General features: G+C 62.7%; 9 protein-coding genes. 7 read left to right on the top strand and 2 right to left on the bottom strand.

Annotation, left to right across the window (positions count from 1 at the left end; genetic code table 11):
- Nucleotides 1-75 precede the first annotated feature (75 nt).
- Nucleotides 76-1,356 carry a serine/threonine transporter gene (locus K4A76_RS13755; protein WP_182390170.1) on the top strand — a complete coding sequence of 427 codons (1,281 nt, stop codon included), beginning with the start codon at nucleotides 76-78 and terminating at the stop codon, nucleotides 1,354-1,356.
- A gap of 72 nt (nucleotides 1,357-1,428) precedes the next feature.
- Here the strand turns inward: K4A76_RS13755 and K4A76_RS13750 are convergent, their stop codons facing one another.
- Nucleotides 1,429-2,616, bottom strand: a complete 1,188-nt coding sequence (locus K4A76_RS13750; RefSeq protein WP_274410487.1) for a Bcr/CflA family efflux MFS transporter — start codon at nucleotides 2,614-2,616, stop codon at nucleotides 1,429-1,431.
- A gap of 564 nt (nucleotides 2,617-3,180) precedes the next feature.
- On the opposite strand from K4A76_RS13750, the gene tpx reads away from it, so the two are divergent.
- From tpx to K4A76_RS13720, 6 genes are all read left to right on the top strand, one after another.
- The gene (gene tpx, locus K4A76_RS13745) at nucleotides 3,181-3,681 is read left to right on the top strand and encodes a thiol peroxidase (RefSeq protein WP_054881982.1); all 501 of its coding nucleotides are present in this window, start codon (nucleotides 3,181-3,183) and stop codon (nucleotides 3,679-3,681) included.
- Nucleotides 3,682-3,967: 286 nt separating this feature from the next.
- Nucleotides 3,968-5,287 (top strand): MdtA/MuxA family multidrug efflux RND transporter periplasmic adaptor subunit, encoded by a 1,320-nt coding sequence (locus K4A76_RS13740; RefSeq protein ID WP_110679796.1) that lies wholly within the window; start codon nucleotides 3,968-3,970, stop codon nucleotides 5,285-5,287.
- On the top strand, nucleotides 5,284-8,382 hold the full coding sequence (locus K4A76_RS13735; protein ID WP_274410486.1) for an MdtB/MuxB family multidrug efflux RND transporter permease subunit: 3,099 nt from the start codon (nucleotides 5,284-5,286) through the stop codon (nucleotides 8,380-8,382). Before K4A76_RS13740 ends, K4A76_RS13735 begins: the two co-directional genes overlap by 4 nt.
- Nucleotides 8,379-11,486 carry an efflux RND transporter permease subunit gene (locus K4A76_RS13730; protein WP_125855353.1) on the top strand — a complete coding sequence of 1,036 codons (3,108 nt, stop codon included), beginning with the start codon at nucleotides 8,379-8,381 and terminating at the stop codon, nucleotides 11,484-11,486. The genes K4A76_RS13735 and K4A76_RS13730 overlap by 4 nt, the downstream gene beginning before the upstream one ends.
- On the top strand, nucleotides 11,483-12,973 hold the full coding sequence (locus K4A76_RS13725) for an efflux transporter outer membrane subunit (protein ID WP_110679799.1): 1,491 nt from the start codon (nucleotides 11,483-11,485) through the stop codon (nucleotides 12,971-12,973). Before K4A76_RS13730 ends, K4A76_RS13725 begins: the two co-directional genes overlap by 4 nt.
- A gap of 65 nt (nucleotides 12,974-13,038) precedes the next feature.
- Entirely contained in the window at nucleotides 13,039-13,533 is a 495-nt protein-coding gene (locus K4A76_RS13720; protein ID WP_274410485.1) for a GNAT family N-acetyltransferase, read from the top strand.
- Nucleotides 13,534-13,555: 22 nt separating this feature from the next.
- Here K4A76_RS13720 and K4A76_RS13715 read toward each other — a convergent pair whose 3' ends face one another.
- On the bottom strand, nucleotides 13,556-14,380 hold the full coding sequence (locus K4A76_RS13715; RefSeq protein WP_054913791.1) for an aldo/keto reductase: 825 nt from the start codon (nucleotides 14,378-14,380) through the stop codon (nucleotides 13,556-13,558).
- Nucleotides 14,381-14,602: the final 222 nt, after the last annotated feature.

Here is a 14,602-nt window from a genome sequence, read left to right as displayed (position 1 = left end):
CCGGTTGAGTTGGGCGAACGCACTGTTTCGCCATTCTCAGCCTGTTGCAGTCTTGCGAGTGGAGCTTCACCCGGAATGAATGAGCAGGCCCCAAGCGTTGAACAACGCTTTGCAGAATCGACCCCCGCCACCCTCGGTAACTGGGCGCGGCACGACACCACCTGGATGCTGGGCCTGTTCGGCACCGCCATCGGTGCTGGCACCCTTTTCCTGCCGATCAACGCCGGCCTTGGCGGCTTCTGGCCGCTGCTGATCCTGGCCGTGCTGGCATTCCCGATGACCTATTTCGCCCACCGTGGGCTGACCCGTTTCGTGCTTTCCGGGCGCACCGGTGGTGATATCACCGAGGTGGTCAAGGAGCATTTCGGCAGCACTGCGGGCACCTCGATCACCGTGCTGTACTTTTTCGCCATCTTCCCGATCCTGCTGATCTACAGCGTGGCGCTGACCAACACCGTGTCCAGCTTCATCGAGCACCAGTTGCACCTGCAGCCACCGCCACGGGCCATGCTGTCGTTCGTGCTGATTCTTGGCCTGCTGGCCATCGTGCGCTGCGGCGAGCAGGCCACGGTCAAGGTCATGAGCCTGCTGGTGTACCCGTTCATCGTTGCCCTGGCGCTGCTGGGCCTGTACCTGGTACCGCACTGGACCGGTGGTATCCTCGATAGCGCCACCCAGGTGCCACCGGCCTCGGCCTTCCTGCACACCTTGTGGCTGGCCATTCCGGTGATGGTGTTTTCCTTCAACCACTCGCCGATCATCTCGGCCTTTGCCGTGGACCAGAAACGCCGCTACGGCGACCACGCCGATGAGCGCAGCGGGCAGATTCTGCGCCGTGCCCACCTGTTGATGGTGGTGATGGTGCTGTTCTTCGTGTTCAGCTGCGTGCTGACCCTGAGCAGCGCGCAGCTGGCTGAAGCCAAGGCGCAGAACCTGTCGATCCTGTCGTACCTGGCCAACCACTTCAGCAACCCCACCATCGCGTTTGCCGCGCCGCTGATTGCCTTCGTGGCCATCGCCAAGTCGTTCCTCGGCCACTACATCGGTGCCAGTGAAGGCCTCAAGGGCATTATCGCCAAGACCGGCGCGCGCCCGGGCGCCAAGGCCCTGGACCGGGTGGTTGCAGGATTGATGCTGGTAGTGTGCTGGATCGTCGCCACCCTCAACCCGAGCATCCTCGGCATGATCGAATCGCTCGGCGGCCCGATCCTTGCGGTGCTGCTGTTCCTGATGCCGATGTACGCCATCCGCCGTGTACCGTCCATGCGCAAGTACAGCGGCGCGGCGTCCAACGTATTCGTGGTAGTGGTGGGCCTGGTTGCGCTGACTTCGGTGGTGTACGGCCTGCTGGGCTGATTCCCGGCTGGCAATCAAACAAGCCCGGGTTGGCTGGCGCCGCCCGGGTTTTTTGCGCGTGAAATCAGGGTCTCACCTACATGGGATCTCATCGACCTTGGTGTAAGCAAGTAGCCACCCCCCGCACAAGCTCGCTAGCACGAACAGCAGCCCCAAGCCCCCTGGAAGCGTACGCTCGACGCCTGCTACCACACTGCTTATACCGCCAGCCCCAGCGAACAGGAATGTCGTGTTAAGCGATGCTGCAGCACCCGCTTGACATGGATAGCGTGCCAAGGCCTGCGTCGTCGCGGCCGGGCGCACCAGCGTTGTCCCTGTAGTACATATGAGCACAGCTAGCATAATGCCTGCCACAGATAGCTCCGATAACCGTTCCCAGATAACAAGGGTTATGCCCCCGGCGCTGATGAGCAGAAAGCCCGCTTTTATTTGAGCCTGTGGGCTAACACGTCGGCTCAGATAGGTCGCAGCCGCTCCCCCGGCGATGTATGCCACCCCGTAGCCAATAAATACAATGGAAAATTGATAGGTCGTCAGCCCCAACCTGCTCATCAGGAGGAGTGGTGCTATCACGATAAAGGAAAAATGGCAGGAGAAGGCGAGACTGGTCTGCAGTGTATAGGCGAGGAAGGTCGTGTCTCGCAGCATTATACGATAACTGGAAATACCGGACGCTTTGCGTTGCAAGGCAGTTGTACTTGGTAGGAGTACATACGCCAGAAGTGAAACTATGGAAGCGATAATAGCGAAGCTTATAAAGCTTGCCTGCCAGCCAAAGGACTGCTGGAGGAGCGCACCTACCAGCGGTGATATTGAGATGAACAACCCGCTTGAGCTGGTTAAGAGGATTCGCATGGTATTACGATGTTCATCTCTGTACAGATCCTGCACTAGCGCTTGGCCTAAGACGAGGCTGCCACACCCCAGCGCCTGTAGTAAACGGAATGCCATGAACATTTGAAAGGTGGTAGAGCATGCGCAACCGAGCGCCCCTAGAATGGCTAATCCGAGCCCGCCCAGCAACAGACGTTTGCGCCCGATACTATCCGACAGAGGGCCGATGACGAGTTGCGCCATTGCAACGCCGACAGCAAAGAAACTCACCGAGTAGGCTATCTGCTCTGCACCGACCCGAAACCTATCTGCCAGCGTAGGGAATGAGGGTAGGATCACGTCCAGCGGAAATACCCCTAGCAGGGATATCAGAACCAGCAATGTCGAGTACAGAGGGTGGCGCAGTTTAGCTGAGTAAGCGATCATGCTACCAACCCGGAAGCTTTAAATAGCAAGAAATAATCTTTGTTGGCTAGCAATTCGGTACGCTCAATAGCTCGCAGCGTCGGTGCGCAATTAGGCATCGCTCTCGCTGGCTCGTTGGGGCTTGTTGGCAAGTTTTGCGGACTCCATCTTGATAGGCTTGATATAAATATCCATCAGGTTCGTTTTATTATGGCCCCTCCGATAGTAGCGCCTCTTTTAAGATGTACAAGATATTCGCGCAGGCGAAATTTCCGATAGATTTGTAGGATTATTTACCTTGCTATCTGCGAGTGGGCGATTAGTTGGGCCGGATCGCCTCTACCACAGGCCTTGCGAGCATGTTGGAAACCAAGCTCCTTCCATTGTGCGAGCCTAAACAACAGACATTGTTATCAGGCTTTTAAAGGTGAGCGATAAGGGCGGTTGCTGTCCTGCGTTAGGGGTATCCGCTTTTATCCACATAAAAAGTCTGGCCATAGAAGAATTTCACCCGCCCCCATAGGCACTAGGCCGCCTTCATGCTTAACTCGGTGTCCTTTTCAAACCCCGCATAAGGATTTCGTCATGGCTCAAGTGACTCTCAAAGGCAACCCGGTTCAGGTCAACGGCAACCTGCCACAGGCCGGCGCCCAGGCTCCGGCTTTTTCCCTGGTGGGTGAAGGCCTGGCTGACAAGTCGCTGAAAGACTACGCCGGCAAGCGCAAGGTGCTGAACATCTTCCCGAGCGTCGACACCCCAACCTGTGCCACTTCGGTGCGCAAGTTCAACGCCCAGGCCAACGATGTAGCCAACACCGTGGTGCTGTGCATCTCCGCCGACCTGCCGTTTGCGCAGGCACGTTTCTGCGGCGCCGAGGGCCTGGAGAACGTGAAGAACCTGTCGACCCTGCGCGGCCGCGAGTTCCTCGAAAACTACGGCGTGGCCATCGCCGATGGCCCGCTGGCTGGCCTGGCCGCCCGCGCCGTGGTGGTGCTGGACGAGAACGATAAAGTGCTGCACAGCGAGCTGGTCGGCGAAATCGCTGAAGAACCGGACTACGAAGCTGCACTGGCGGTACTGAAGTAAGCAGCGCGCCTGTCGCGGAGCGCTTGCAGGTCGTGGCAGCCCTGTATAAGCAGGCTTAGCCGCGAATGGGCCGGCGCAGGCTGTGGAACCCCACAGCCCTCAGCGCGCTCCAAGCAACACCCTGTAACGGCCTGGAACACGTTCCGGGCCGTTTTCATTTAAAATTCCGCATCTTGGCAACGTCAGCCAAAGGTAAACCTCTGGTAAAGGCCCTTTGCTAAAACGATGTCAGTGCTTATCGTTCACCCTCCCCAAGCCGTCATTCCGAACAAGGTTCGTTCAACCCATGCAAGCGTCCAATTCCCGTTCCCCTCGTCGCTGGCTGCTCGGCCTGCTGATCCTGCTGCTGGTGGCTGCGCTGGCCTGGTGGCTGTGGCCTGCAGCAACGCCTGGGCATAAGGATGCCAGCGGCGGGCGTGGTGGCAAAGGCATGGGCATGGGCGGCCGCCCGGGCTTCGGTGGTTCAACCGATCCGGTGCCTGTGCGCGTCGAACCCGTGACCGTGGGTGACTTCCCGCTGTATTACAAGGCGCTGGGTACAGTGACTGCGACCAACACGGTCAACGTGCGCAGCCGCGTGGCAGGCGAGCTGGTCAAAATCCACTTCAAGGAAGGCCAGCAGGTCAAGGCCGGCGACCTGCTCGCCGAAATCGACCCGCGCACCTACCGGATCGCGCTGCAGCAGGCCGAAGGCACGCTGGCACAGAACCAGGCGCAGTTGAAGAACGCCCAGGTCGACCTGGCCCGCTACAAAGGCTTGTACGCCGAAGACAGTATCGCCAAGCAGACCCTCGACACGGCCGAGGCCCAGGTGGCGCAGTTTCAGGGCCTGGTCAAGACCAACCAGGCGCAAGTCAACGATGCCCGGCTGAACCTGGAGTTCACCCAGATCCGCGCCCCGATCAACGGCCGGGTGGGCCTGCGCCAGCTCGATCTGGGGAACCTGGTAGCGGCCAACGACACCAATGCCCTGGTGGTCATCACCCAGACCGAGCCCATCAGCGTTGCCTTCACCTTGCCGGAAACCGAACTGGACACCGTGCTGCAGCGTTACCGCAGCGGCGCCAGCCTGCCGGTCGAGGCCTGGGACCGCAGTGACAGCAAGCTGCAGTCCAAGGGGGTACTGGCCAGTATCGACAACCAGATCGACACCACCACCGGCACCCTGAAATTCAAGGGCCGCTTCGAGAACAAGGACCTGGCCCTGTTCCCCAACCAGTTCGTCAACGTGCGTTTGCTGGCCGACACCCTCAAGCAGGTGGTCATGGCCCCGGCGGCAGCCATTCAGTTCGGTAACGACGGCACGTTCGCCTACGTCGTCAACGACCAGAGTACGGTCAATGTACGCAAGCTCAAGGTCGGTGCCAGTGATGGCGAGCACAGCGTTATCCTCGATGGCCTGAAGGCCGGCGACCGCCTGGTACTGGAAGGTACCGACCGCCTGCGCGAGGGCACCAAGGTCGAGGTGGTCGAAAACAGCTCGCAGGTGCCGACGACCCCAGGCCAGAAACTGCAGGGCCAGGATGCCAAAGGGTCGGCACATGCCGGTGAGGGCCAGCCAGGGCAAGCGCAGCCTGGTGCCGCAGCAGGCAAGGCGGGCGCATGAACCTCTCGCGCCTGTTCATCCTGCGGCCGGTCGCCACCACGCTGAGCATGCTGGCCATCGTGCTGGCCGGCCTGATCGCCTACAAGCTGCTGCCGGTTTCTGCCTTGCCGCAGGTGGACTACCCGACCATCCGCGTCATGACCCTGTACCCCGGCGCCAGCCCGGAGGTCATGACCAGCGCGGTGACCGCGCCGCTGGAGCGCCAGTTCGGCCAGATGCCCGGGCTTGAGCAAATGGCCTCGACCAGCTCCGGCGGCGCATCGGTGCTCACCCTGCGTTTCAACCTGGACATGAACATGGACGTTGCCGAGCAGCAGGTACAGGCCGCGATCAACGCCGCCAGTAACCTGCTGCCCAGCGACCTGCCGGCGCCGCCGGTGTACAACAAGGTCAACCCGGCCGACACACCGGTGCTGACCTTGGCCATTTCCAGCAAGACCATGCCGCTGCCCAAGCTCAACGACCTGGTCGATACCCGGGTGGCGCAGAAGCTTGCGCAGATCAGCGGCGTGGGCATGGTGAGCATCGCCGGGGGCCAGCGCCAGGCGGTGCGGATCAAGGTCAATGTCGATGCCTTGGCGGCCAATGGCCTGAACCTTGAAGATGTCCGCACGCTGATCGGCGCGTCCAACGTCAACCAGCCCAAGGGCAACTTCGACGGGCCCACCCGCGTGTCGATGCTCGACGCCAACGACCAGCTGCGCTCCCCCGAGGAATACGCCAACCTGATCCTGGCCTATAACAACGGTGCGCCGCTGCGCCTGAAGGACGTGGCCGAAATCGTCGACGGTGCCGAGAACGAGCGCCTGGCAGCCTGGGCCAACGAAAACCATGCGGTACTGCTGAACATCCAGCGCCAGCCGGGTGCCAACGTGATCGAAGTGGTAGACCGCATCAAGGCGCTGCTGCCGTCGATCACCGACAACCTGCCTGCGGGCCTGGATGTGTCGGTGCTCACCGATCGTACCCAGACCATCCGCGCCGCGGTCAAGGATGTCCAGCACGAACTGCTGATCGCCATCGTGCTGGTGGTCATGGTCACGTTCGTCTTCCTGCGCCGGGCCAGCGCCACCCTCATTCCGTCTATCGCGGTACCGCTGTCGCTGATCGGCACCTTCGGCGTGATGTACCTGGCCGGCTTCTCGGTCAACAACCTCACGCTGATGGCGCTGACCATCGCCACCGGCTTCGTGGTCGACGACGCCATCGTCATGCTGGAGAACATTTCCCGCCATATCGAAGAGGGCGAAACGCCCATGCAGGCCGCGCTCAAGGGCGCCCGGCAAATTGGCTTCACCCTGATATCGCTGACGTTCTCGCTGATTGCGGTACTGATCCCGCTGCTGTTCATGGCCGACGTGGTCGGCCGCCTGTTCCGCGAGTTCGCCATCACCCTGGCGGTGGCCATCCTGATTTCCCTGGTGGTGTCGCTGACCCTGACGCCAATGATGTGCGCGCGCCTGCTCAAACGTGAACCCAAGGAAGAAGAGCAGGGCCGGTTCTACCGTGCCAGTGGCGCCTGGATCGACTGGCTGATCAAACACTACGGCAGCGCCCTGCAATGGGTGCTCAGGCACCAGCCGCTGACGTTGCTGGTGGCGGTGGCAAGCCTGGGGTTGACGGTATTCCTCTACATGGTGGTGCCCAAGGGCTTCTTCCCGGTGCAGGACACCGGGGTCATCCAGGGCATCTCCGAAGCGCCGCAGTCCACTTCGTTCGCCGCCATGAGCGAGCGCCAGCAGGCCTTGAGCAAGGTGATCCTGCAGGACCCGGCCGTACAAAGCCTGTCGTCCTATATTGGTGTCGATGGTGACAACGCCACGCTCAACAGCGGCCGCTTGCTGATCAACCTCAAGCCCCACGGCGAACGCGACGTCACGGCCAGCGAAGTGATCAGCCGGCTGCAGCCGCAAGTCGACCGCCTGGTGGGCATTCGCCTGTTCATGCAACCGGTGCAGGACCTGAGCATCGAAGACCGCGTCAGCCGCACCCAGTACCAGTTCAGCCTGTCGTCGCCCGATGCCGACCTGTTGGCGCAATGGAGCGGCACACTGGTGCAGGCGCTGCAACAGCGCCCCGAGCTGGCCGATGTGGCCAGTGACCTGCAGGACAAAGGCCTGCAGGTATACATGGTCATCGACCGCGACATGGCCAGCCGTTTGGGCATCACCGTGTCGCAGGTCACCAACGCCTTGTACGACGCGTTTGGCCAGCGGCAGATCTCGACCATCTACACCCAGGCCAGCCAGTACCGCGTGGTGCTGCAGGCCAAAGATGCCGCGGTCATCGGCCCGCAGGCGCTGGAGTCGGTCCACGTCAAGGCTGCCGATGGCGGCCAGGTACGCCTGTCGGCATTGGCGCGCATCGAGCAGCGCCAGGCCCAGTTGGCGATCTCGCACATTGGCCAGTTCCCGGCCGTGACCCTGTCTTTCAACCTGGCCCATGGCGCGTCGCTGGGTGAAGCGGTGCAGGTGATCGAGCAGGTACAGCAGGACATCGGCATGCCGCTGGGGGTGCAAACCCGCTTCCAGGGGGCGGCGGAGGCCTTCCAGGCCTCGCTTTCGAGCACCTTGCTGCTGATTCTGGCAGCGGTGGTCACCATGTACATCGTGCTGGGCGTGCTGTACGAGAGCTACATCCACCCGGTGACCATCCTCTCGACGCTGCCGTCGGCGGCCGTCGGCGCCTTGCTGGCCTTGCTCATCAGCGGCAACGACCTGGGCATGATCGCGATCATCGGCATCATCCTGCTGATCGGTATCGTCAAGAAGAACGCGATCATGATGATCGACTTCGCCCTCGAAGCCGAACGGCATCAAGGCATGAGCCCGCGGGACGCCATCTACCAGGCGGCGCTGTTGCGCTTCCGGCCAATCCTGATGACCACCCTGGCGGCGCTGTTCGGGGCCGTGCCACTGATGCTGGCCACAGGCTCCGGCGCCGAGCTGCGACAGCCGCTGGGCCTGGTGATGGTCGGTGGCTTGCTGGTCAGCCAGGTGCTGACGTTGTTCACCACGCCGGTCATCTACCTGTATTTCGACCGCCTGGCGCGCCGCTGGCGCCCGGCCGATAGCGCGAAGCAGGCCGAAGCATGAATCTGTCGGGGCCGTTCATTCGTCGCCCGGTGGCGACGATGCTGCTGAGCCTGGCGATCATGCTGCTGGGTGGGGTCAGCTTCAAGCTGCTGCCGGTTGCGCCACTGCCGGAAATGGATTTCCCGGTGATTGTGGTGTCGGCCAACCTGGCCGGTGCCAGCCCCGAGGTCATGGCCTCTACCGTGGCCACGCCACTGGAGCGCAAGCTGGGCAGCATCGCTGGCGTGACCACCCTGACCAGCAGCTCCAACCAGGGCTCGACGCGGGTGATCATCGGTTTCGAGATAGGCCGTGATATCGACGGTGCGGCGCGTGAAGTGCAGGCGGCCATCAATGCCACCCGCAACCTGCTGCCCAGCGGCATGCGCAGCATGCCTACCTACAAGAAGATCAACCCATCGCAGGCGCCGGTCATGGTGCTTTCGCTGACCTCGGACGTGTTGCAGAAGGGGCAGCTGTACGACCTGGCCGACACCATTCTGGCGCAGAGCCTGGCCCAGGTGTCCGGGGTAGGGGAGGTGCAGATCGGCGGCAGCTCGTTGCCGGCGGTGCGCATTGCCGTCGAACCGCAATTGCTCAACCAGTACGGCCTGTCACTGGATGAAGTGCGCACCGCGGTGGCCAACGCCAACCAGCGCCGGCCCATGGGTTTTGTCGAAGACGCCGAGCGCAACTGGCAGGTGCGCGCCAATGACCAGTTGGAGAAGGCCAAGGACTACGAGCCCATCGTCATTCGCCAGCAGAATGGGACCATTCTGCGTCTGTCCGACGTGGCTGCGATTACCGACGGGGTCGAAAACCGCTACAACAGTGGCTTCTTCAATGACCAGTCGGCAGTGCTGCTGGTGGTCAACCGCCAGGCTGGCGCCAATATCATCGAGACAGTCGGGCAGATCAAGGCGCAGTTGCCGGCCCTGCAGTCGCTGTTGCCCGCCAGCGTGCAACTGAACGTGGCCATGGACCGGTCGCCGGTCATCAATGCCAGCCTCAAGGAGGCCGAGCACACCCTGCTGATCGCGGTGGTGCTGGTGATCCTGGTGGTCTACCTGTTCCTCGGCAGCCTGCGCGCCTCGCTGATCCCCAGCCTGGCGGTGCCGGTATCGCTGGTGGGGACTTTCGCTGTCATGTACCTGTGTGGTTTCTCGCTCAACAACCTGTCACTGATGGCGCTGATCCTTGCCACCGGCCTGGTGGTGGACGACGCCATCGTGGTGCTGGAGAACATTTCCCGGCACATCGAAGACGGCCAGCCACCCATGAAGGCGGCCTTCCTGGGCGCCAAGGAAGTCGGCTTCACCTTGCTGTCGATGAACGTCTCGCTGGTGGCGGTGTTCGTTTCCATCCTGTTCATGGGCGGCATCGTGCGCAACCTGTTCCAGGAATTTTCCATCACTTTGGCGGCGGCAATCATCGTGTCGCTGGTGGTGTCGTTGACCCTTACGCCGATGCTCTGCGCGCGCTGGCTCAGGCCGCACAACGCCGAGCAGACCCGCCTGCAACGCTGGAGCGACAAGCTCCACCTGCGCATGGTCGACGCCTATGACCGCAGCCTGGGTTGGGCCCTGCGCCACAAGCGCCTGACCCTGTTCAGCCTGCTGGCAACCATTGGCCTGAATATCGCGTTGTATGTGGTGGTGCCCAAGACGCTGATGCCCCAGCAGGACACCGGCCAACTGATGGGCTTTATCCGCGGTGACGATGGCCTGTCTTTCAGCGTGATGCAGCCGAAGATGGAAACCTACCGTCGCGCCTTGCTCGCCGACCCTGCGGTGCAGAGCGTTGCCGGCTTCATCGGCGGCAACAGCGGTACCAACAACGCCATGATACTGGTGCGCCTGAAGCCGATCAGCGAGCGCAAGCTGGACGCGCAAAAAGTGATCGAGCGCCTGCGCAAAGAGATGCCCAAGGTGCCGGGTGGGCGGCTGTTCCTGATGGCCGACCAGGACCTGCAATTGGGGGGTGGCGGGCGTGACCAGACCTCGTCGCAGTACCTGTACACCCTGCAAAGCGGCGACCTGGCGGCGTTGCGCGAGTGGTTCCCAAAGGTGGTGGCGGCGCTGCGCGCGCTGCCGCAGCTGACTGCCATCGACGCCCGCGATGGGGGTGGCACCCAGCAGGTGACGCTGGTGGTGGACCGCGACCAGGCCAAGCGGCTGGGGATCGACATGGACATGGTCACCACGGTGCTGAACAACGCCTACAGCCAGCGCCAGATCTCCACCATCTACGACAGCCTCAACCAGTACCAGGTGGTGCTGGAAATCAACCCGAAATACGCCTGGGACCCCAGCACCCTCGAACAAGTGCAGGTGATCACCGCTGACGGTGCCCGGGTGCCGTTGTCGACCATCGCCCACTACGAAAATACCCTGGCCAACGACAGGGTCAGCCACGAAGGCCAGTTCGCTGCCGAAGACATCGCCTTCGACATTGCCGAAGGCTATAGCCCCGACCAGGCCTTGGCCGCGGTGGAGCGGGCAGTGGCGGCCCTGGGCCTGCCGGAGGGGGTGATCGCCAAGCTCGGCGGTAGCGCCGATGCCTTTGCCAAGACCCAGCAGGGCCAGCCGTTCATGATCCTGGGTGCATTGCTGCTGGTGTACCTGGTGCTGGGTATTCTGTATGAAAGCTACATTCACCCGCTGACCATTCTCTCCACGTTGCCGTCGGCCGGCGTCGGGGCCTTGCTGGCGCTGTACCTGACCGGTGGCGAGTTCAGCCTGATCTCGCTGCTGGGGTTGTTCCTGCTGATTGGTGTGGTGAAGAAGAACGCCATCCTGATGATCGACCTGGCCCTGCAACTTGAGCGTCATCAGGGCCTGTCTCCGGAGGAGTCGATTCGCCGCGCGTGCCTGCTGCGCCTGCGGCCCATCCTGATGACCACCTTGGCGGCCATCCTCGGTGCCTTGCCGCTGCTGCTGAGCCAGGCCGAAGGCGCCGAAATGCGCCAGCCGCTGGGCCTGACCATCATCGGTGGCCTGGTGTTCAGCCAGATCCTGACCCTTTACACGACGCCGGTGGTCTATCTGTACCTCGACCGCCTGCGCCACCGCTTCAACCGTTGGCGCGGTGTGCGCACCGACGCCGCCATGGAAACCCCGCTATGACATTTGCCCACTCCCCACTGCATCGTGGCCTGCAGGCGTTGACCCGCGGGCGTGGCTCGCGCTTGCTCAGCGCCGGGTTGTGCGTAGCCATGCTCAGTGCCTGCACCCTGAGCCCGGACTACCAGCGCCCGGCGCTGGACAGCACGGCGGCGCAGTTCAAACACGCCGAGGGCTGGACCCAGGCCACACCGTCCGATGCCATCGCCCGTGGCGCCTGGTGGGAAATCTATGGCGACGCCGGGCTCAATGCGCTGGTCGAGGAACTGAACCGCAGCAACCAGACCGTGGCGCAGTCCGAAGCCCAGTACCGCCAGGCCCAGGCGCTGGTGCGCAGCAGCCGTGCGTCGCTGTTCCCCAGCCTTGACCTGAGCGCCAGCAAGAACCGCTCGGCGCAGGGTACTGGCAGCTCCAGCTCCAGCCTGTCCAACAACAGCAGCGGCATACGCGACACCTACAATGCGCAGTTGGGCGTGAGCTGGGAAATCGACCTGTGGGGCAAGTTGCGGGAAACCCTGAGTGCCAACCAGGCCAGTGCCCAAGCCAGCCTCGCCGACCTCGCCTCGATCCGCTTGAGCCAGCAATCGGAACTGGTGCAGAACTACCTGCAACTGCGGGTGATCGACGAGCAGAAGCGCTTGCTCGAGGCGACCGTGGCCGCTTACCAGCGTTCGTTGCGGATGAATGAAAACCAGTACCGCGCCGGCGTTGCCGGCCCCGATGCGGTTGCCCAGGCGCGCACCCAGCTGAAAAGCACCCAGGCTGACCTGATCGACCTGATCTGGCAGCGTGCGCAGTTCGAGAACGCCATTGCGGTGTTGCTGGGCAAGCCCCCGGCCGACTTCAACCTGGCCGACAGCAAGGCTATCCCCGCGCTGCCGCGCATTCCGGTGTCACTGCCTTCGCAATTGCTCGAGCGTCGGCCAGACATTGCTGCGGCCGAGCGCAATGTAATGGCTGCCAACGCCAATATCGGCGTGGCGCGGGCGGCGTACTTCCCGGACCTCAGCCTGAGCATGAATGGGGGGTATTCCAGCAGCAGTTTCAACAACTGGATCGAATTGCCCAACCGCTACTGGTCGGTGGGGCCGCAACTGGCGCTGACCCTGTTCGACGCCGGCAAGCGCAGCGCCGAGGTTGACCGCACCGTGGCAGTGTATGACCAGACCGTGGCGCAGTACCGGCAGACCGTGCTGGACAGCTTCAAGGAAGTGGAAAACCTGCTGGTGCAGTTGAAGGTCTACGGTGATGAAGCGGTGGTGCGCCAGGAAGCGCTGGATGCCGCCCGCGAATCGCTGCGCCTGACCGAAAACCAGTACCGCGCAGGCTTGATCGGTTACCTGGACGTCGTCAACGTTCAGGCCACCGCGTTGAGTAACGAGCGCAGTGTGCTGAACCTGCTGCAAGGGCGCTTGGTGGCCAGTGTGCAACTGGTGGCCGCGCTAGGCGGTGGCTGGGATGCAGGGCAGGCGTTTGCCGAGCAGGATTGACCGCACATGCAGGCCAGCAATGGCGGGATGATCTAGAATCCGCCGTTTTAGCCGAGCGCCGCATCATGCCGCCTATCACGCTATTGCCAACCACTGCCGACCAGGCGCCGCTGATCCGCAACCTGTACCAGTTCTATGCCTATGAATCCTCCGACTGGGAAGAGGAAGATGTGGAACTGGACGGCCGCTTCTACATTCATGACGAACACCTGCAGCGCTATTGGCAGGCTGCCGGCTGGGGTGCCTACCTGGTGCTGGCCGACGGTTTCATCGCCGGTTTCGTGCTAGTCGAGCGCAGCGAGCTGCCTGGCATTCACGCCCTGGAGCTGGCCGACCTGTTCATCTTGAAGAAATACCGCCGCCAAGGCATCGGCCGGGCAGTGGCGCTGCAGTTGCTCGGCGACGGGGGCGACTGGCTGCTGCGTTGCTATGCCCAGGACCCAACCGCGGTGGCATTCTGCAACGCAGTCGTGGCGAACCTGTCGCGCCCAGTGCGGGCCATTGACCTGGCAGATGAGCCCGCATTGCTCAATTACCTGGTGAGTGGCGCCCGGCACTGAGCGCCACCGGCGTGGCCCCCGGTCAGCTATTCCAGTCCGGGGCAAAGGGCGGGCTGACCACACGCTGGTCTTTCGGTAGTTCGGCAATCGCAGCGCGGTCCTCGTCATCCAGTTGCAGGTTCAGCGCCGCCAGGTTGGCCAACTGGTTTTCGCGGCTGCTGGCCTTGGGGATCGCCGCCACACCGTCCTGGTCCAGTAACCATTTGAGCGCCACCTGGCTGGGCAGTACGCCGTGCTTGCCGGCAATCGCCTGGATCACCGGGTGCGCCGCCGCCTGGCCGCGGGCCAGCGGGGTATAGGCGGTGAGCAGCAGATCATGGCTACGGGCGTAATCCAGCAGCGGCTGCTGGCCGAGCAGCACGTGGTACTCCACCTGGATCGCCGACAACGGCGCCCCGTGCTGTTCCACGACCTCGCGTAGCAAGCCCAAGGGGAAGTTGGCCACACCAATGTGGCGTGCCTTGCCTTCTTCACGCAGGGCTACCAAGGTCTCGATACTGCGGGCCAGGTCTTCATGCTGGCCGGGCCAGTGAATATGGAACAGGTCCACCTGCTCGGTACCCAGTGCCCGCAGGCTGGCTTCCAGCGACGCGCGCATGGCCTTGGGTTGCAGCCGGTCCCACCAGACTTTGGTGGTCAGGTGGACCTGCTCGCGCGGGACGTCGCTGTCGCGCAGGGCCTGGCCGACGGCGGCTTCGTTCTCGTAGGCGGTGGCCGTGTCGATGTGCCGGTAGCCTAACTCCAATGCCTGGCGCACGGCCTGGGTGCACGCGCTGCCGGTCATTGGCCAGGTGCCCAGGCCCAGGGCAGGCAGTTTCAGGCCGTTACGGGTTGTGAGCCTTTGCATGTCAATTCCTTTTACAGTGTGCCGGGTGAGGCCCCATGGTCGATGATCACTGCGGCACGGGCCATGCGCGCGGCGCGCAAAGTGGTCGATCAGCGAACGGAAAATGCGTTCGGCCCCGGCCTGGGGCAAATGAACTTCCTTATGTTGCGGCATCTCTTCTAGAATCCCAGCTGTTGCATCCGCCAGGCTCCGCCTGCGCGGTCATCCCCCTGGCGCGGCCTA

The sequence above is a fragment of the Pseudomonas sp. NEEL19 genome (assembly GCF_028751975.1).
Lineage (GTDB): Bacteria > Pseudomonadota > Gammaproteobacteria > Pseudomonadales > Pseudomonadaceae > Aquipseudomonas > Aquipseudomonas juntendi.
This window is presented reverse-complemented; position numbering and strand designations above follow the sequence as displayed.